This window comes from Lysinibacillus sp. FSL K6-3209 (assembly GCF_037976175.1).
Lineage (GTDB): Bacteria > Bacillota > Bacilli > Bacillales_A > Planococcaceae > Lysinibacillus > Lysinibacillus sphaericus_D.
The window spans coordinates 568,646-586,031 of record NZ_CP150264.1; the positions used below are offsets into that span (position 1 = coordinate 568,646).

Below are 17,386 nucleotides of genomic sequence, written 5' to 3' on the forward strand. Positions count from 1 at the left end.
GGCTTTTCTTATTTTAGGGATAGGAAAGCATAGATGTTTCTTATTCAGGTCCATAACAGTATTGAACGTTTACATTACCTTCCTGCAATTAGGCGAATCGGTAAACGTAAGTAACATTGGATGGACGCAATATACTTTTTTTACTAACAAGATCTAGAACAACATAAGGAGGAATTTTTCATGACAAAGTATATTTTTGTAACAGGTGGGGTAGTGTCATCACTTGGAAAAGGGATTGTTGCAGCATCTCTAGGACGTTTATTAAAAAACCGTGGGTTAGAAGTCACAATTCAAAAATTTGACCCATATATCAATATTGACCCAGGTACAATGAGTCCTTATCAACATGGTGAGGTATTTGTAACAGATGATGGTGCTGAGGCTGACTTAGACTTAGGTCACTATGAGCGCTTCATCGACATTAATCTAGGGAAACATTCAACTGTGACATCTGGTCGCGTTTATCAATCTGTTTTACAAAAAGAACGTCGTGGTGATTACAACGGTGGAACAGTCCAAGTAATTCCTCATATTACAAATGAAATTAAAGATCGTATCCAACGTGCTGGACGTGAAACAAACGCAGATGTTGTTATTACAGAGGTTGGGGGAACTGTAGGAGATATCGAATCACTACCATTCCTAGAAGCTATTCGTCAAATGAAAACAAATTTAGGCCATAACAATGTCATGTATGTGCACTGTACACTAATTCCTTACATTAAAGCTGCTGGTGAATTAAAAACAAAACCAACACAACATTCTGTTAAAGAATTACGTTCTTTAGGGATTCAACCAAATATTATCGTTGTGCGTACAGAACAAGAAGTGCCACAAGAAATGAAGGAAAAACTAGCACTATTCTGTGACGTTCAACCTCACGAAATTATTGAATCTCGTGATGCAGAACATTTATATGAAGTACCATTAAATCTTCATGCACAAGATTTCGATGATATCGTACTTGATCATTTCGGTATTGAAGCACCAGAGGCAGATATGGAAGAATGGCGTGACCTTGTGGCAAAAGTGAAGAGCCTACCAAATAAACGCAGAGTGGCATTAGTAGGTAAATATGTTGAGCTACAAGATGCTTATATTTCAGTAGTAGAAGCGTTAAAACATGCTGGTTATGCGTTTAACTCTGATATTGATATTGATTGGATTAATGCAGAGCATGTAAATACAGATAATGTTGTAACGTTACTTAAAGATGCAGATGCTATTTTAGTTCCTGGTGGCTTTGGTGATCGCGGTGTTGAGGGTAAAATTTTAGCTACGCAATATGCTCGTGAGAATAATGTACCATTCTTAGGAATTTGCTTAGGTATGCAATTAGCAACAATTGAATTTGCTCGTAACGTATTAGGCTTAAAAGGAGCACATTCTACAGAGCTTGATGCAGAAACACAATATCCTATTATCGATTTCCTACCAGATCAAAACGATAGCGTAGATATTGGTGGAACATTACGTTTAGGTTTATATCCATGTAAGTTAAAAGAAGGCTCAAAAGCAAGTGATGCTTATGGAAAAGAGCTTGTCTATGAACGTCACCGTCATCGTTATGAATTTAACAATGAATACCGTGAAGCAATGGAAGCAGAAGGTCTTGTATTCTCAGGAACAAGCCCGGATGGAAAATTAGTGGAAATTATTGAGCTGCCAGAAAACAATTTCTTCGTAGCATGCCAATTCCACCCAGAGTTCGTGTCACGTCCAAACCGTCCACAACCATTATTCCGTGATTTCATCGGTGCAACATTTAAATAATAGTAAAAAGGATGTCTCATAATAACGAGACATCCTTTTGTTTTTAGCGTTTAGTTTGCATATTAAAAAACGATTACAGTTCCTCATCCAAGCCAAGCATTTCATCATAAATTATTTTTACAGCTTCATAAATGAACAGTGCAGCAATTGCATGCGGTACAACAATGCGCTCACCTAAATCATTAGGCATTAAACCACCACGCATACGAGTGGAGATATATGTATACGCTAAATCGGCTAATGGATTTTCGTTATTGGCTATTTCACTCGCTACTGCTGCAAACGGTATAAATTGAGCATTCAATTTTTGTGCTAACGCTAATGCTTCTTGATCATGTGCACTACGTGTAAAAATACAAATGCGATCTGCTTCGCTAACGACTGTATCTTCGTTCCAAGGGAGGAGCTTAGAAAAACGCTCAACACCTTGAAGTGCATTTAATTCGACAACTTGCATTTCACCAAAGCAAGCAAAATAGACATTGCCTTCGCCTATCGCAGCTTGTGCAAGTAATCGTGCTGTTTCTTCAATAGCTTCTTCTTCATTTTGTGTTATTCTTTGTAATAATCCGCTCAACTGTGTTGTTAGAATTTTTGACATGATTCCACCTCAATCAATATTATATGGATGTGTGAAGCATAAAGCAAAAGAGTAGATAATTTATAATACTAGAAGGTATTAAGCTGTAAAAGGAGAATATTACATATATAGATCTTTTTGTGCAAGAATAATAATTCAAAAAGGGCGGAATGCAATGTGAAACGATTACTAATTGTTGATGATCAGCAGGGAATTCGTTTGCTATTAAATGAGGTATTAAAAAAAGAAGGTTACGTTACATATTTAGCAGCGAATGGCGCTGAGGCACTACGTTATGCAGAGGAAGAATCGATAGACTGTGTATTGCTAGACATGAAGATTCCTGGCATGGATGGCATAGAAATTTTAAAGCGTTTAAAAGAGAAATGGCCCGAATTACCTGTCTTTATGATGACAGCATACGGTGAATTAGATGTTGTTCAGGAGGCATTGGAATTAGGGGCAATACGATATTTTACGAAGCCGTTTGATATTTTTGAAGTACGTGACGAAGTAAATAAAACGTTAAAAACATAGTTACACAGGCAGTGGCAAACACCGCCTGTTTTTTTATACTTGTTGTAAAAATAATGCTACCTAACCGTTTTGCACTAGACTTTCATTCAAAATTATACGATGCTCAGACATAACTTTGGAATTTATAATTTAGATTTACTTTGTTTTGCAATAGAAAAAACTTTGCAGACTGCACAAGTTGATGGTAGCGAAGACGGTGACTCCTACGGGAACGCACAGAACGTAAGACGCGGGCATTCCGCGCGTAGCGAGGGTTGCGGCTTACAGTGCTGAGCGGAAAGCACCGCCGTAGCGGACAACAACGGCATAGCAAAAAAGTGTTAGATTGATGGCAGTCAATCTAACACTTTTTCTCTTATGTCCCAGCCTCTTATAGAAAAAAAGTGCCCCTGCCGCTACGTTGCACTTCGCTATCGGGGCAAAAATAGTAGCCCCTGAAATTTCTTTTCAGGGGCTTATAGAAAAAAAGTGCCCCTGCCGCTACGTTGCACTCCGCTATCGGGGCAAAAATATAAGCCCCTGAAATTTCTTTTCAGGGGCTTATAGAAAAAAAGGCCCCTGCCGCTACGTTGCACTTCGCTATCGGGGCAAAAATATAAGCCCCTGAAATTTCTTTTCAGGGGCTTATAGAAAAAAGGCCCCTGCCGCTACGTTGCACTTCGCTATCGGGGCAAAAATATAAGCCCCTGAAATTTCTTTTCAGAGGCTTATATTTTTGCTATGATTGAATAGCACAATTATGTATAAAGAATAGTCCTAAAAGGAGGATTTTTAGTATGGCGTTAGTATCTATGAAAGAGATGTTAATTAAAGCAAAGGCAGAAGGTTATGCAGTTGGTCAATTCAACATCAACAACCTTGAATGGACGCAAGCAATTTTACAAGCAGCAGAAGAAGAAAAATCACCGGTTATCCTTGGCGTATCTGAGGGCGCAGGTAAATATATGGGCGGATTTATTTCAGTTGTACACATGGTAAAAGGTTTAATGGAATCTTATGGTACGACAGTGCCAGTAGCTATTCATCTTGACCATGGTTCAAGCTTTGAAAAATGTAAAGAAGCGATTGATGCAGGATTTACTTCTGTTATGATTGATGCATCACATCATCCTTTCGAAGAAAATATTGCAATTACTTCAAAAGTAGTTGAATATGCACATGCGAAAGGCGTTTCTGTAGAAGCTGAGCTTGGAACAGTTGGCGGAGACGAGGATGGCGTAATTGGTGGTATTATGTACGCTGATCCAGAAGAGTGCCGTAAAATGGTTGAATTAACAGATATTGATTGCTTAGCACCAGCGCTTGGCTCTGTTCATGGTCCATACAAAGGCGAACCAAACTTAGGTTTCAAAGAAATGGAAGAAATCTCTAAATTAGCAGATCTTCCTTTAGTATTACATGGTGGTACAGGTATTCCAACAAAAGATATTCAACGTTCCATTTCATTAGGTACGGCTAAAATTAACGTGAATACTGAAAATCAAATCGCTGCGACAAAAGTGATTCGTGAAATTCTTGACAACGATAAAGTTGTTTACGATCCACGTAAATTCCTAGCACCAGCGCGTGAAGCAATTAAAACAATAGTTATCGGTAAAATCCGTGAATTTGGTAGTGCACAAAAAGCATAATTTTTGCTTCATATATGGTACAAAAGCATAGATGAATACACATAATAAGAGAAGTGTTGATGCTAGCAATCGACCTTCTCTTGTTTTTGAAATTATAACTTTTTTGAAAAAAATTAATAATATAAATAAATAGGGTTAGGGAGGAAATATTATGAAATTTTTTATTGATACAGCAAACTTTGATGAAATTAAAGAAGCACACGCATGGGGCATTTTATCAGGCGTGACAACAAACCCATCATTAGTGGCAAAAGAGGAGAACGTATCTTTTCATGATCGTCTACGTGAAATTGCCGAGCTTGTTGATGGCTCAGTAAGTGGAGAAGTTATTGCATTAGATGCTGAAGGTATGATTAAAGAAGGTCTAGAATTAGCGGCTATTGCACCGAATATTACAGTGAAATTACCAATGACACCCGCTGGTTTAGAAGCGTGTCGCTTCTTTGCAAACAAAGGCATTAAAACAAACGTAACACTAATTTTCAGTGCCAACCAAGCATTAATGGCTGCGCGTGCAGGTGCTACATATGTATCACCATTTATCGGCCGTTTAGATGATATTGGTCAAAACGGTGTTGAACTTATCGAAACCATTTCAGATATTTTCACAATCCATAATATTGAAACACAAATTATTGCTGCTTCTATTCGTCACCCGCAACATGTAACGGCAGCAGCTCTTGCTGGCGCACATATTTCAACAACTCCTTTCAAAGTGTTAAAACAACTTTTCCACCATCCATTAACGGAAAAAGGAATTGAAGGATTTTTAGCGGATTGGAATAAGCGAAAAGGTGAATAATAAGATTATAAAGTGAGTCAAATGCAAAAATTACTTTCCAATCATGAGGGAGAACGCGAAATGGATGTTTATAAAATTACAGGCGAAAATCGTCTAAAGGGTACAATTAAAGTTAGTGGTGCAAAAAATAGTGCAGTCGCCTTAATTCCAGCATCAATTTTGGCGAACTCTCCAGTGACAATTGGAGGGATTCCTGAAATTTCAGATGCTTGGACTTTAAAAGCCTTGTTAGAAGAGATTGGTGGAGAAGTACAATTTGAGGATGGCAAAATGATTATTGATCCATCCGATATGGTTGCACTGCCGTTGCCAAATGGTAATGTTAAAAAACTCCGCGCCTCTTATTATTTAATGGGTGCCATGCTTGGTCGCTTCAAAAAGGCTGTCATTGGTTTGCCTGGTGGCTGTTTCTTAGGGCCGCGTCCAATTGATCAACACATTAAAGGGTTTGAAGCCCTTGGCGCTAAAATTACTAACGAGCATGGTGCGATTTATTTACGTGCTGAAGAATTAATCGGCGCTAAAATTTATTTAGACGTCGCAAGTGTTGGCGCAACGATTAATATTATGCTTGCTGCGGTACGTGCAAAGGGACGTACGGTTATTGAAAATGCCGCAAAAGAACCTGAGATAATTGACGTAGCCACACTCCTTACGAATATGGGTGCCAATATTAAAGGTGCGGGTACAAGTGTTATTCGCATTGAAGGTGTTGAGGAACTGCATGGAACGGAACATACAATTATTCCAGACCGTATTGAAGCCGCTACATTTATGATAATGGCAGCAGCAGTTGGCGACGGTATTACGATAGATAATGTCATTCCATTGCATTTAGAGGCAATTACAGCAAAGCTTCGTGAAATGGGCGTCAAGATTGACATAGACGAGGAAAGTATTTTTGTTCCCAAAACAGACCTATCTACATTGCAAGCGGTTGACGTCAAAACGATAGTTTATCCTGGATTCCCTACGGATATTCAGCAACCACTTTCGGTGTTAATGACGCAAGCACTTGGCTCTTCAAAGATAACAGATACCATTTATACGGCTCGTTTTAAGCATATTGATGAACTGCGTCGTATGAATGCCAACGCACGTGTAGAAGGAAATACAGCGATAATTACTGGTCCAAGTAAATTACATGGCTCAAGTGTCACTGCGACAGACCTTCGCGCGGGTGCAGCATTAGTTTTAGCTGGCTTATTAGCTGAAGGTGAAACTGAAATTCATGATATCTATCATATTGAACGTGGCTATAGCTCACTTATTGAAAAATTACGTGACTTAGGCGCAGATATTCGACGTGAAACAATTATGGTTAGCGTTGCAGAGGCAAAGGAGTAATGTAAGGTAAAAGTTTTGAGCCAATTATGTTACAATAAAGGTAATTTGAATGTTTCGGTAAAATAAAACATGCCGATAACGGGAGGCAAAACAACAATGGAACGCAGTTTATCGATGGAAGTAGTACGAGTAACAGAGGCAGCAGCAATCGCATCCGGGAAATGGATGGGTCGCGGTTTGAAAATTGAGGCAGATGATGCAGCAACGACAGCAATGCGCTCAATGTTCGATACGATTCCAATGCATGCTACAGTAGTAATTGGGGAGGGCGAAATGGACGAAGCACCAATGCTTTATATTGGTGAGGAGCTTGGTCTTCGTAATGGCGGTCCCAAAGTAGATATAGCAGTCGATCCTTTAGAAGGTACAAATATAGTGGCAAAAGGTACAAATGGTGCTATGACAGTATTAGCAATTGCTGATAAGGGTAATCTATTAAATGCACCAGATATGTACATGGAGAAAATCGCTGTAGGACCAGAAGCGGCAGGAAAAGTTGATATTAACGCCTCTGTTACTTATAATTTATTACAAGTAGCAAAAGCAAAAAATAAAGATATTTCAGATGTTGTAGCTACTCTATTAGATCGCCCACGCCATCAAGCGATAGTAGATGAGATTCGTGAAGCGGGAGCTCGTATTAAATTTATTCAAGATGGAGATGTGGGAGCAGCGATTAACACTGCATTCGATGAAACAGGCATCGACATTATGTTTGGTATGGGCGGTGCACCTGAGGGTGTTATATCGGCTGTTGCATTAAAATGCCTTGGTGGAGACTTCCAAGCTAAATTAGTGCCAGAAGATGAAGAACAGTTAGAACGCTGTAAACAAATGGGCGTAGATGTAGATAAAGTTCTTTACTTAGATGATTTAGTAAAAGGTGACGATGCAATTTTTGCAGCAACAGCTGTTACAGATTGTGAGCTATTAAAAGGTGTGCAGTACAAAGGAGCTTATGCATTAACACATTCAGTTGTTATGCGAGCGAAGTCAGGTACTGTCCGTTTTGTAGAAGGTCGTCACGCTCTTGATAAAAAACCTAGCTATTAATAATATTTTCTTCTAAAATATACCTAGTGCAACTATTTGCACTAGGTACCTTCTTCTTCATTAAACCATCCCATAGTTTTACTTTAAAAACTTCTATGTTTACCCCAATACATGCATTATATTTTGAAAAAGACTGGAGTTGTGCATATGTCTACATTGACAATCGCTCAATTAGAAAACATGACGTTAAAAGAGCTTTACGCCCTCGCACGCCAATACAAAATTTCGTATTATAGCAAACTAACGAAAAAGGAATTAATTTTTGCTATTTTGAAAACGCGTTCAGAGCAAGAGGGTTATTTCTTTATGGAGGGGGTACTTGAGATTGTATCGCAAGAAGGCTTTGGCTTCCTTCGACCAATCAATTACTCACCGAGTAAAGAAGATATTTATATTTCTGCTTCTCAAATACGTCGTTTTGATCTTCGTAATGGGGATAAAGTGTCTGGTAAAGTGCGTCCCCCTAAAGAAAATGAACGTTACTATGGATTACTGCAGGTGGATGCTGTAAATGGAGAAGATCCTGAAGTAGCAAAAGAACGTGTTCATTTCCCAGCATTGACGCCGCTATATCCTGATCGCCAAATCAAGCTTGAAACTACACAGCGCAATCTATCGACTCGAATTATGGATTTAGTAGCGCCAGTAGGATTTGGTCAACGTGGATTAATCGTTGCGCCACCAAAGGCTGGTAAAACATCATTATTAAAAGAAATTGCTAACGCTATTACAACAAACCATCCAGAGGCAGAGTTAATCGTATTACTTATTGATGAACGTCCTGAGGAGGTAACGGATATTGAGCGTTCTGTAAATGCGGATGTCGTAAGTTCTACTTTCGATGAAGTTCCGGAAAATCATGTGAAGGTAGCGGAAATCGTGTTAGAACGAGCACGTCGCTTAGTAGAGCATAAACGTGACGTAATTATTTTAATGGACTCCATTACACGTCTTGCTCGTGCATATAACTTAGTTATTCCACCAAGTGGTCGTACGCTGTCAGGTGGTATCGATCCTGCGGCCTTCCATAGACCAAAACGATTCTTCGGTTCTGCACGTAATATTGAAGAAGGTGGTAGCTTAACAATTTTAGCTACAGCTTTAGTAGATACAGGTTCACGTATGGACGAAGTTATTTATGAAGAGTTTAAAGGGACGGGTAACTTAGAGTTGCACTTAGATCGTCAATTAGCAGAGCGTCGTATTTTCCCAGCGCTTGATATTCGTCGTTCAGGTACACGTAAGGAAGAATTGCTTCTTGAGCCAGAACAACTTGAAAAACTATGGGCAATCCGAAAAACATTTTCAGATGCGCCAGACTTCGCAGAGCGTTTCTTGAAAAAGCTACGCACAACAAAATCAAACGAAGAATTTTTCGAAAAGTTAAATGAAGATATGAAAAAAGCCACTAAAGGTAAAGGCCTACTTTAAGGTGCCAGTCACTCAAACAATTCTCAAACAATTTATCTACACTCGGAAACACCAGTAACGAATTGTCGTTACTGGTGTTTTTTTACGGCTTCAATAATAGTATAGCTAAATTGATAATCATTATCAATGAGTGTTTGAAAAGAACGTATTGCTTTTGGCTACGAAGTGAATACTACTTGAAGTAGAGCCTTTAAAAGAGCATAGCACATTATTTTATTGCACCCTAGTAAGATAAGATTAATTGCGGGTGCATGTACAGATGGATTTTGGCGTTAAATAGTGCCAAACTATTTCGCGAAGTTCGTGAATAGTTTTCAATATTTTTTGCTTGAAAACAATAAAATAACTATGTTATACTTCAAAAGTATGCAACGTGTACATATGTAGCCGACATATTCGGGCTATGTAAGGTACAGTTCGAATTACTCTGTTCCAGATGGTTCAGGGCGAGAGGAGAAAACGAATATGAAACAAGGAATTCATCCAGACTACAAAGAAGCAACAGTAACTTGCTCTTGTGGTAACACTTTCAAAACTGGTTCAGTAAAAGAAAACATCGTTGTCGAGTTCTGCAACGAATGTCACCCATTCTATACTGGCCGTCAAAAATTCGCGTCTGCTGATGGTCGCGTGGATCGTTTCAACAAAAAATACGGTCTTAAAAACTAATGTTAGTTTAATACCTGCCAAGCATGTGCTTGGCAGGTATTTTTTTCAGTATTTAAATAGTGCAAGCAATCATTGCGTTTTGGCGTATAGGGTTTCTTTCGCAACGTTGCGCGCGTTTAATATATAACAACAGTAGACCGGATTTTGAAATTTTTAAGCCGACCCATAGCTATAATCGTTCGGGCTTAAAGCTAATTGCTAAAATAATTCCTTTCAAAATCCAATGACAACAGGGAGGGAGAAAATACAATGGCACAGCTATACTATAAACATGGCGCGATGAATAGTGGCAAATCAATAGAAATCTTAAAAGTTGCCCATAACTATGAAGAGCAGCAAAAGCCTGTCATGATATTTACGTCAGGTCTTGATACACGTGATGAGGTTGGATTTGTTTCAAGTCGAGTAGGCTTAAGACAAGAGGCTATTCCGATTTATGAGGACACGAATATTTTTGAACTTGTAAAAAATAATGAAGTAAAGCCATACTGCGTGCTTGTAGATGAAGTGCAATTTTTAAAAAAGGCACATGTACTACAATTAGCGAATATTGTGGATGAACTAGACATTCCAGTCATGGGCTTTGGCCTAAAGAATGATTTCCAAAATGAATTATTTGAGGGTAGTCAGTATATGCTTACATATGCAGATAAAATTGAAGAAATGAAAACGATTTGCTGGTTCTGCCATAAAAAGGCAACGATGAATTTACGTGTCGATGATAATGGTAAACCTGTGTATACAGGCGACCAAATAAAAATCGGAGGTAACGATTCTTACTATCCTGTTTGTCGAAAGTGTCACGCACATCCACCGCTTTAAAGTTGTGTTAACATGGAAGTGTACTATTGTTAATTTTATCGAAGGGCTATCATGATTTTAAGCAATCCACCGAATAATTGTAGCATACACGTGAAATTTTCCTTATACTAAGTAAGGGAAATATGCCGTGCATATAATTACGCCTAAAGTAATCCGTAGCCGGAATAATTAACAAATAGAGGAAAATAGTGTTCGTCTCATTCATTGTAAAGAGAGGCGGACTTCTACTTGAATATAGATAAATGAACTAAATAGAGGTGAAGCCCATGTTTGATAGACTACAAGCAGTAGAGGATCGTTATGAAAGGCTAAATGAGCTTTTAAGTGATCCTGATATTGTAAACGACAGTAAAAAATTACGTGAATATTCTAAGGAACAATCGGATATTCAAGAGACAGTGGATGCTTATCGTGAATATAAAAGTGTCAAAGATCAACTAGTTGATACACGAGAAATGTTAGAGAATGAAAAAGATCCGGATATGCACGAGATGGTAAAAGAAGAATTCAACTCATTAAAAGAGCAGCAAGAAGAGTTGGAAGAACGACTACGTGTTTTATTAATTCCGAAAGACCCGAATGACAATAAAAACGTTATTATGGAGATTCGTGGTGCAGCCGGCGGTGATGAGGCAAATATTTTCGCAGGTGACTTATTCCGTATGTATTCTCGCTATGCTGAAACACAAGGCTGGAAAATCGACATTATGGAAGCAACACCAAACCCAATGGGCGGCTACAAAGAAGTAATCTTTATGATTAATGGGCAAGGCGCATATTCTAAATTTAAATTTGAAAATGGTGCACACCGTGTACAACGTGTACCAGCAACAGAATCACAAGGACGTATTCATACATCAACAGCGACAGTGGCTTGCTTACCGGAAGTTGAAGAGGTAGATGTAGAAATTCACGAAAAAGATATCCGTGTCGATACATTTGCATCTTCAGGCGCAGGTGGGCAATCGGTAAATACAACGATGTCAGCTGTTCGTATGACCCATTTACCAACGGGTGTTGTTGTATCAATGCAGGATGAACGTTCACAAATTAAAAACCGTGAAAAAGCGATGAAAATTCTTCGTGCACGTGTAGCAGATATGTATTTACAAGAAGCACAAAAAGAAATTGATGCAACACGTAAGTCAGCAGTAGGTTCGGGAGACCGTTCAGAGCGTATCCGCACATACAATTATCCACAAAACCGTGTCACAGATCATCGTATTGGCTTAACAATTCAAAAGCTAGATCAAATCGTTGAGGGTAGACTAGACGAAATTATTGATGCGCTGATCTTAGAAGAGCAAGCATCAAAGTTAGAGCGACTTAATGATGACCTATAAAAATGTAATGGAGGCCCTTGATTGGGCTTCTTCTTTTTTAGTGGATAATGGACGCGAAGAAACTGCTGCTCGTATTGTCATGCAGCATATACTCGGCACAACGTATTCGGGTGTGATGTTACACTTGCAAGACACCTTAACCTTTGAGCAAAGTGAACGGTTTGAAAAATTGATTGAAGAGCATGCAAGCGGCAGACCTGTGCAGTATTGTATTGGTAGCGAAGAATTTTATGGACGTACATTTATAGTAGATGAGTCGGTGCTTATTCCGAGACCAGAAACCGAAGAATTAGTGCTGGCAACAACCAATCGAATTGGTCAATTATTTGATAACAAAACGCTAAAGCTAGCAGATATCGGAACAGGTAGCGGAGCTATTGCCATTTCTATGAAGCTAGAATGTCCAGAATTAACAGTCGTAGCAACTGATTTATCTGTTGCGGCATTAGCTACTGCCAAAAAAAATGCACAATTATTAGCTGCGGATATTGATTTCCGTCTAGGCGATTTAACAGCACCTTTAGTTGGGGAAAAGTTTGATATTGTGTTATCGAATCCTCCATATATCGCCTTTGAAGAAGCAAAGGATATGTCTAGCATTGTGTTGGAGCATGAGCCACATAGCGCTCTTTTTGCAGAAGAGGACGGGCTTGTGTTGTATCGAAAACTAGCACAACAGCTTCCTGTCCTAATGAACAAACCAGCTTTAATTGGACTGGAAATTGGTTATACACAGGGAGAGCAAGTAGCGCAATTTTTTAAAGAAAGTTTTCCACAGGCTAGTATTACAGTGGAAAAAGATATTAATGGAAAACCTCGTATGGTTTTTTGTGAAATTCATGTATAAAGATCATCCTTCTTGACCACAATGTTGAGCAAGGAGGGGTTTTTATGTTAAACGAATACAAGATTGTTAGATTTCCAAAACAAAATATTTTACTAGCCTTTGCGAGACTAGTAATCATGGCAATAGCTTTACAACTATGTATTTTATATATTCCATCGTTAATAGGTTCTGCACAGGAAGCTATGAATCATCAACAAGAAAATGATTTTCGTATAAGAGTTATCGCAAATAGCAATACAACGAATGATCAACTAGAAAAAGAGCAACTTGTAAAAGATTTAAAGCCTTATTTATTACAAGTGGGTGCTACTACAGATGTGGATAATGACAGCATTGCGACATTAAAAAAGAATATTGAAGCACAATTAAAAGAAAATTATCCACAATTGCATACACAAGTTGTACTTGGGGATAACTTATTTCCACCGAAAAGGCAGGAAGCAATGTTTTACCCGCAAAATATGTATCATTCGATTGTCGTGAAAATTGGCGATGCGCGTGGCGATAACTGGTGGTGTAGCATTTTTCCATCTATTTGTGAACCTGAAAAAGAGGAAAAAAAGGAAGAAAAGAAAGAAGAAAAAGAACAAGTGACATTTTTTATTTGGGAATGGATTAAAGGGATTTTTGAGTAATTGTGCACAAATTCAGATAACTTATACACAATTATGGATAAGTTATAAACAAAATGTGGATAATTCAGAAAAAAACAACGATTGAAAGAAGGTTTTTCATATGGAAACCGTTTGCAAGATTGTGGACAGTAATGTGAATAGTCAAATAACTTATGCACAAGCTGTGGATATCTTAAATGCAGGAGAAGTTGTGGCATTTCCAACAGAAACGGTTTACGGTTTAGGGGCAGTGGCTACAAATGATGAAGCAGTCAAAAAGATTTTTAAGGCAAAAGGTCGACCATCCGATAACCCGCTTATAGTCCATATAGGAACGAAAGAGGAAGTTCACCTTTATATAGAACATATTTCTGAACTTGCAAAAAAATGTATGGATGTATTTTGGCCAGGGCCTCTGACACTTGTGATGCCAGTAAAACCAAATGTGCTAGCAGAAAGTGTGACAGCTGGCTTAAAAACAGTCGGCATTCGTATGCCGGATCATCCCGTTGCGTTAGCATTACTACAGCAAATACAAAAACCGCTAGCTGCACCAAGTGCGAATCGAAGCGGGAAACCAAGCCCAACAGAGGCGATACATGTAAAAGACGATTTAGAAGGGTACATACCGTATATTGTAGATGGTGGTCCAACAGGCATTGGCTTTGAATCAACCGTACTTGATGTTACGCATGAACCACCCGTTATATTACGTCCAGGTGGCATTACAAGGGAAATGTTAGAGTCCGTAATCGGTCCAGTTATTCAACCGTCCAAAATAGAACAGACAATGGAAGAAACACCGAAAGCGCCAGGTATGAAGTATACACATTATGCGCCTAATGCACCTGTCTACTTAATCGACTGTGATGACCAAAAAGTGCAACAAGCAATACAACAACTTCAAGCACAGCAGCATAAAGTAGCACTTCTAGCACCTGCAAGCTTTGAGCATATTCCAACCGATTTTTATTTTTCAATCGGTCAAACAGGTAGCAAAGAAGAAATGGGTGCGTCCTTATACCATGCGTTGCGTGCTTGCGATAAAACAGACGCTACCATTATATTAGTAACGGCAACCTCCACAGAAGGTGTAGGCGCCGCCATTATGAACAGACTAGAAAAAGCCGCGGGTGGTAAATGGTATACACGTTAACATTGGAATGCATTGAGACTTTACTGGCAATTGGTGAAGGTTTGGTGGCGTTTCGCCAGATTTTCATAGCGATACGAGAGAATTTACCAGCGATATCCACAAGTTCCCCCGTAATATGAAAGCATCAAGGAAGTTTGTTCTTGATGCTTTTTTTGCTATTGACATTATTGATAATACTGTATTTTCGAGCATAAAATGATAAAATATTAGATAGCGAAGGAGTGCATTCTTGCAGGGAATTCTTGCAGGTATTTTAACGTCTGTAGATGTCATCGGGTTATTTGTATTAATTCCAAATGTTAGATATCGCTTATTTTTAGCAGTGTGGACAGCCACGTTACATATGCTTTTTCCACTGCTCGGCTTTGAATTAGGGAGCTACTTAATGCGTTTTTTGTTAGAATGGGGGCAATGGATTTCAAGTATTTTATTATTTAGTATTGGCCTCCATTTACTGTTGTCTTCTCACAAAAATGAGAAAATAACCATTTCACCAGTTTTATTAGCTGTGACTGCTAGCCTAGATACCTTTTCAGTGAGTGTTTCTTTTGGTATGCTTAACTTAGAAAAGACAATTTTCATAATTAGTGCCGGATTGAGTGCTTTTATTTGTTCGTATGGGTCTTTAGTTTTAGCACGCAGGAGTCAGGTTTTTTTTGGAAATAAAATTCAAATAATTGCAGGCATTATTTTTATCGTTATGAGTATACTCGCAATTAAAAAATAAATAAGGAAGGTGATAAGTGTGAATATATTATTTGTATGTACTGGGAATACTTGTCGCAGTCCGATGGCAGAGGCCATTTTAAAACAGAAACAACTCGCCGACGTTAATGTTCGTTCAGCTGGAATTTATGCAATGCCGAACGCAGAAATGTCTGCACATGCACAGCAAGTTTTACATGAGGCGAATATAGCGCATCAACATTTAGCTACACAACTATCTGTAGAAGAAGTGGGGTGGGCCGATCTCGTTTTAACGATGACCACAGCACATAAAGATACCATAATTGCTAACTATCCACATACGGAAGAAAAAGTTTTTACATTGAAAGAATATACGAGTGAAGGAAGCTATGAAAATGTGGTAGATCCTTACGGTGGGAATAAAGCAATTTATGAGGAAACTTTTGCAGAATTACAGGAATTAGTTGAACGATTAGTAAAAATACTTGAGAAGAATTGAGGGGCACTATGAAAAAACAGTTTGGCTTACGACTTAAACTAGTATTATTTGTAAGTATACTTGCACTAATCACATATAGTATAAGCTTTATCTTCATTGAATTTATACAACCTACTGTTTTCCCAGATACCAATCGTAAGCTATTTGAAGTGATTACTTATTTATTAGGGATTACTTGGTCAGGTATTTTAGCTGCAATTTTCAGCGTTATTTTAATCAAGCCATTACAACAGCTTGAATATTCTGCTACACGTGTTGCAGAAGGTAAAATTGGACAGGATGTAGTGATGCCGAAAACAAATGATGAGATTCGTTCAGTGGCTATAGCATTCCAACAAATGGTGTTAAATTTACGACATATGGTAGAAAGCATCGATCAAAACTTCCAACAAACAAATCAATCCATTATTAAGCTATCCGATGAAACAGCTGTTGCGACAAAGAAAGCGGACGGTATTGCGGTGACGGTGAGACATATTTCGGAAGGAGCCGAAGCGTCAGCTACAGCAGTACAAGATACCGCAGAAGCAATTGAAGATGTGCGAGCATTAGCAACTGAAGTGAATACGAGAGCTGAACAGTCTGCAACGCAATCGAAAGAGATTTTACATAATTTAACTAATACAACAAAAGCGATTGAAACGTTAGTCAACAGCATTCAACAAATCGCAGCCGGTAACAACGAAGCGTTAGAAAGTATTCGTACATTAGAAGACAATGCGGGACAAGTTGAACGTATTATTAGTTTAGTAGGCGATATTGCTGCGCAAACTAATTTACTAGCATTAAATGCTTCCATCGAAGCTGCTCGTGCAGGAGAACATGGGAAAGGCTTTGCAATTGTAGCAGAAGAGGTGCGTGGTTTAGCAGATGAAAGCGCAAAAGCAGTACAAGGCATTACGTCGCTAATCCAATCCATGCAACAAAATGTTGAGATTGTCGTGAAGCAAATGAATCAACAGGTAGCATTTGCAACAAAAGAAGCAGCACGCGTATCAGAGACAACGACAGCTGTTGAAGGAATGTCCTCTAGTGTGCATGAAATGGCAAACGCAATTGTCGAGATTTCGTCATTAATAGAAAAACAAATGCACAATATCGAAACAACTGCTCGACAATCACAAGAAGTAGCAGCGATTGCACAAGAAACATCAGCAGGTGCACAGGAAGTTAGCAGTGCAACAGAAGAGCAAGCTTATGCAATCGAGCAGGTTGAACAACTTGCACAAGATTTAAAAAAGCAATCCGAAGCGCTTCATAAAATGATCCAACAATTTGATAGACAAGCATAGAAAGTTAGACTGTGGACAAGCTTAAAAAGCATGCCCACAGTTTTTTATTTTTAGCTGGCATGGACGATAATGGGAGCCTTTGGAAAAAATATCGAAATAGTATGTCCACTGTAATAGAAAAAGCAGAAAAACTTCAGTAGAGGGAATATTATAACAAAAGACCATTATCCGAATTTATTAACAGGATATTCACATTATCCACAAAAAAAAGACTAAAAAATGAACGTTTTTTAATCTATTTACAAGAAACGTTCGTCTTTTAGGAGAAATCAGCATAAAAATGCAACAAAAATCATGTTATTC

Annotated in this window: 17 protein-coding genes; 16 read left to right on the plus strand and 1 reads right to left on the minus strand. The window is 38.5% G+C overall.

Annotated elements, in window-relative coordinates:
• Positions 1 to 180: 180 nt before the first annotated feature.
• Complete coding sequence (locus tag MHH88_RS02795; RefSeq protein WP_069512836.1) at positions 181 to 1,773, plus strand: CTP synthase; 1,593 nt, start codon at positions 181 to 183, stop codon at positions 1,771 to 1,773.
• A 73-nt stretch (positions 1,774 to 1,846) separates the two neighbouring features.
• Here the strand turns inward: MHH88_RS02795 and MHH88_RS02800 are convergent, their stop codons facing one another.
• Positions 1,847 to 2,374 (minus strand): DUF2529 family protein, encoded by a 528-nt coding sequence (locus MHH88_RS02800; protein WP_069512835.1) that lies wholly within the window; start codon positions 2,372 to 2,374, stop codon positions 1,847 to 1,849.
• Positions 2,375 to 2,530: 156 nt separating this feature from the next.
• Between MHH88_RS02800 and MHH88_RS02805 the strand changes: the two genes are divergently transcribed.
• The 15 genes from MHH88_RS02805 (at position 2,531) to MHH88_RS02875 (ending at position 17,083) form a co-directional block, all read left to right on the plus strand.
• Positions 2,531 to 2,890: a response regulator gene (locus MHH88_RS02805; RefSeq protein ID WP_024362880.1), complete on the plus strand. Its 360-nt coding sequence runs from the start codon at positions 2,531 to 2,533 to the stop codon at positions 2,888 to 2,890.
• 776 nt (positions 2,891 to 3,666) lie between these two features.
• On the plus strand, positions 3,667 to 4,521 hold the full coding sequence (locus MHH88_RS02810; RefSeq protein ID WP_339261466.1) for a class II fructose-bisphosphate aldolase: 855 nt from the start codon (positions 3,667 to 3,669) through the stop codon (positions 4,519 to 4,521).
• Positions 4,522 to 4,672: 151 nt separating this feature from the next.
• The gene (gene fsa, locus MHH88_RS02815; protein WP_024362882.1) at positions 4,673 to 5,323 is read left to right on the plus strand and encodes a fructose-6-phosphate aldolase; all 651 of its coding nucleotides are present in this window, start codon (positions 4,673 to 4,675) and stop codon (positions 5,321 to 5,323) included.
• A 60-nt stretch (positions 5,324 to 5,383) separates the two neighbouring features.
• Positions 5,384 to 6,670: a UDP-N-acetylglucosamine 1-carboxyvinyltransferase gene (locus tag MHH88_RS02820; RefSeq protein WP_024362883.1), complete on the plus strand. Its 1,287-nt coding sequence runs from the start codon at positions 5,384 to 5,386 to the stop codon at positions 6,668 to 6,670.
• A gap of 96 nt (positions 6,671 to 6,766) precedes the next feature.
• The gene (gene glpX / locus MHH88_RS02825; RefSeq protein WP_024362884.1) at positions 6,767 to 7,723 is read left to right on the plus strand and encodes a class II fructose-bisphosphatase; all 957 of its coding nucleotides are present in this window, start codon (positions 6,767 to 6,769) and stop codon (positions 7,721 to 7,723) included.
• Between the two features lie 147 nt (positions 7,724 to 7,870).
• Positions 7,871 to 9,154 (plus strand): transcription termination factor Rho, encoded by a 1,284-nt coding sequence (gene rho, locus MHH88_RS02830; protein WP_024362885.1) that lies wholly within the window; start codon positions 7,871 to 7,873, stop codon positions 9,152 to 9,154.
• 465 nt (positions 9,155 to 9,619) lie between these two features.
• Positions 9,620 to 9,823 (plus strand): 50S ribosomal protein L31, encoded by a 204-nt coding sequence (gene rpmE / locus MHH88_RS02835; RefSeq protein WP_004269457.1) that lies wholly within the window; start codon positions 9,620 to 9,622, stop codon positions 9,821 to 9,823.
• Positions 9,824 to 10,072: 249 nt separating this feature from the next.
• Positions 10,073 to 10,645, plus strand: a complete 573-nt coding sequence (locus tag MHH88_RS02840) for a thymidine kinase (RefSeq protein WP_024362886.1) — start codon at positions 10,073 to 10,075, stop codon at positions 10,643 to 10,645.
• Between the two features lie 266 nt (positions 10,646 to 10,911).
• Positions 10,912 to 11,988 carry a peptide chain release factor 1 gene (gene prfA / locus MHH88_RS02845; protein WP_024362887.1) on the plus strand — a complete coding sequence of 359 codons (1,077 nt, stop codon included), beginning with the start codon at positions 10,912 to 10,914 and terminating at the stop codon, positions 11,986 to 11,988.
• On the plus strand, positions 11,975 to 12,835 hold the full coding sequence (gene prmC, locus MHH88_RS02850) for a peptide chain release factor N(5)-glutamine methyltransferase (protein WP_103977447.1): 861 nt from the start codon (positions 11,975 to 11,977) through the stop codon (positions 12,833 to 12,835). Before prfA ends, prmC begins: the two co-directional genes overlap by 14 nt.
• Before the next feature lie 44 nt (positions 12,836 to 12,879).
• Positions 12,880 to 13,470 carry a stage II sporulation protein R gene (locus tag MHH88_RS02855; protein ID WP_069512831.1) on the plus strand — a complete coding sequence of 197 codons (591 nt, stop codon included), beginning with the start codon at positions 12,880 to 12,882 and terminating at the stop codon, positions 13,468 to 13,470.
• 100 nt (positions 13,471 to 13,570) lie between these two features.
• Entirely contained in the window at positions 13,571 to 14,605 is a 1,035-nt protein-coding gene (locus MHH88_RS02860) for an L-threonylcarbamoyladenylate synthase (protein ID WP_339261472.1), read from the plus strand.
• Positions 14,606 to 14,834: 229 nt separating this feature from the next.
• Positions 14,835 to 15,332, plus strand: a complete 498-nt coding sequence (locus MHH88_RS02865; protein ID WP_339261473.1) for a manganese efflux pump — start codon at positions 14,835 to 14,837, stop codon at positions 15,330 to 15,332.
• An 18-nt stretch (positions 15,333 to 15,350) separates the two neighbouring features.
• Complete coding sequence (locus MHH88_RS02870; protein WP_339261475.1) at positions 15,351 to 15,791, plus strand: low molecular weight protein arginine phosphatase; 441 nt, start codon at positions 15,351 to 15,353, stop codon at positions 15,789 to 15,791.
• Positions 15,792 to 15,799: 8 nt separating this feature from the next.
• Positions 15,800 to 17,083 (plus strand): HAMP domain-containing methyl-accepting chemotaxis protein, encoded by a 1,284-nt coding sequence (locus tag MHH88_RS02875; protein WP_339261477.1) that lies wholly within the window; start codon positions 15,800 to 15,802, stop codon positions 17,081 to 17,083.
• The last annotated feature ends 303 nt before the right edge of the window (positions 17,084 to 17,386 follow it).

What these genes read in the sequence shown, in the direction of transcription:
- prmC (WP_103977447.1), top strand. Translation starts at nt 11,975, where the DNA reads ATGATGACCTATAAAAATGTAATGGAGGCCCTTGATTGGGCTTCTTCT.
- MHH88_RS02840 (WP_024362886.1), top strand. Translation starts at nt 10,073, where the DNA reads ATGGCACAGCTATACTATAAACATGGCGCGATGAATAGTGGCAAATCA.
- prfA (WP_024362887.1), top strand. Translation starts at nt 10,912, where the DNA reads ATGTTTGATAGACTACAAGCAGTAGAGGATCGTTATGAAAGGCTAAAT.
- MHH88_RS02810 (WP_339261466.1), top strand. Translation starts at nt 3,667, where the DNA reads ATGGCGTTAGTATCTATGAAAGAGATGTTAATTAAAGCAAAGGCAGAA.
- MHH88_RS02795 (WP_069512836.1), top strand. Translation starts at nt 181, where the DNA reads ATGACAAAGTATATTTTTGTAACAGGTGGGGTAGTGTCATCACTTGGA.
- fsa (WP_024362882.1), top strand. Translation starts at nt 4,673, where the DNA reads ATGAAATTTTTTATTGATACAGCAAACTTTGATGAAATTAAAGAAGCA.
- rpmE (WP_004269457.1), top strand. Translation starts at nt 9,620, where the DNA reads ATGAAACAAGGAATTCATCCAGACTACAAAGAAGCAACAGTAACTTGC.
- rho (WP_024362885.1), top strand. Translation starts at nt 7,871, where the DNA reads ATGTCTACATTGACAATCGCTCAATTAGAAAACATGACGTTAAAAGAG.
- glpX (WP_024362884.1), top strand. Translation starts at nt 6,767, where the DNA reads ATGGAACGCAGTTTATCGATGGAAGTAGTACGAGTAACAGAGGCAGCA.
- MHH88_RS02855 (WP_069512831.1), top strand. Translation starts at nt 12,880, where the DNA reads ATGTTAAACGAATACAAGATTGTTAGATTTCCAAAACAAAATATTTTA.
- MHH88_RS02860 (WP_339261472.1), top strand. Translation starts at nt 13,571, where the DNA reads ATGGAAACCGTTTGCAAGATTGTGGACAGTAATGTGAATAGTCAAATA.
- MHH88_RS02820 (WP_024362883.1), top strand. Translation starts at nt 5,384, where the DNA reads ATGGATGTTTATAAAATTACAGGCGAAAATCGTCTAAAGGGTACAATT.
- MHH88_RS02875 (WP_339261477.1), top strand. Translation starts at nt 15,800, where the DNA reads ATGAAAAAACAGTTTGGCTTACGACTTAAACTAGTATTATTTGTAAGT.
- MHH88_RS02800 (WP_069512835.1), bottom strand. Translation starts at nt 2,374, where the DNA reads ATGTCAAAAATTCTAACAACACAGTTGAGCGGATTATTACAAAGAATA.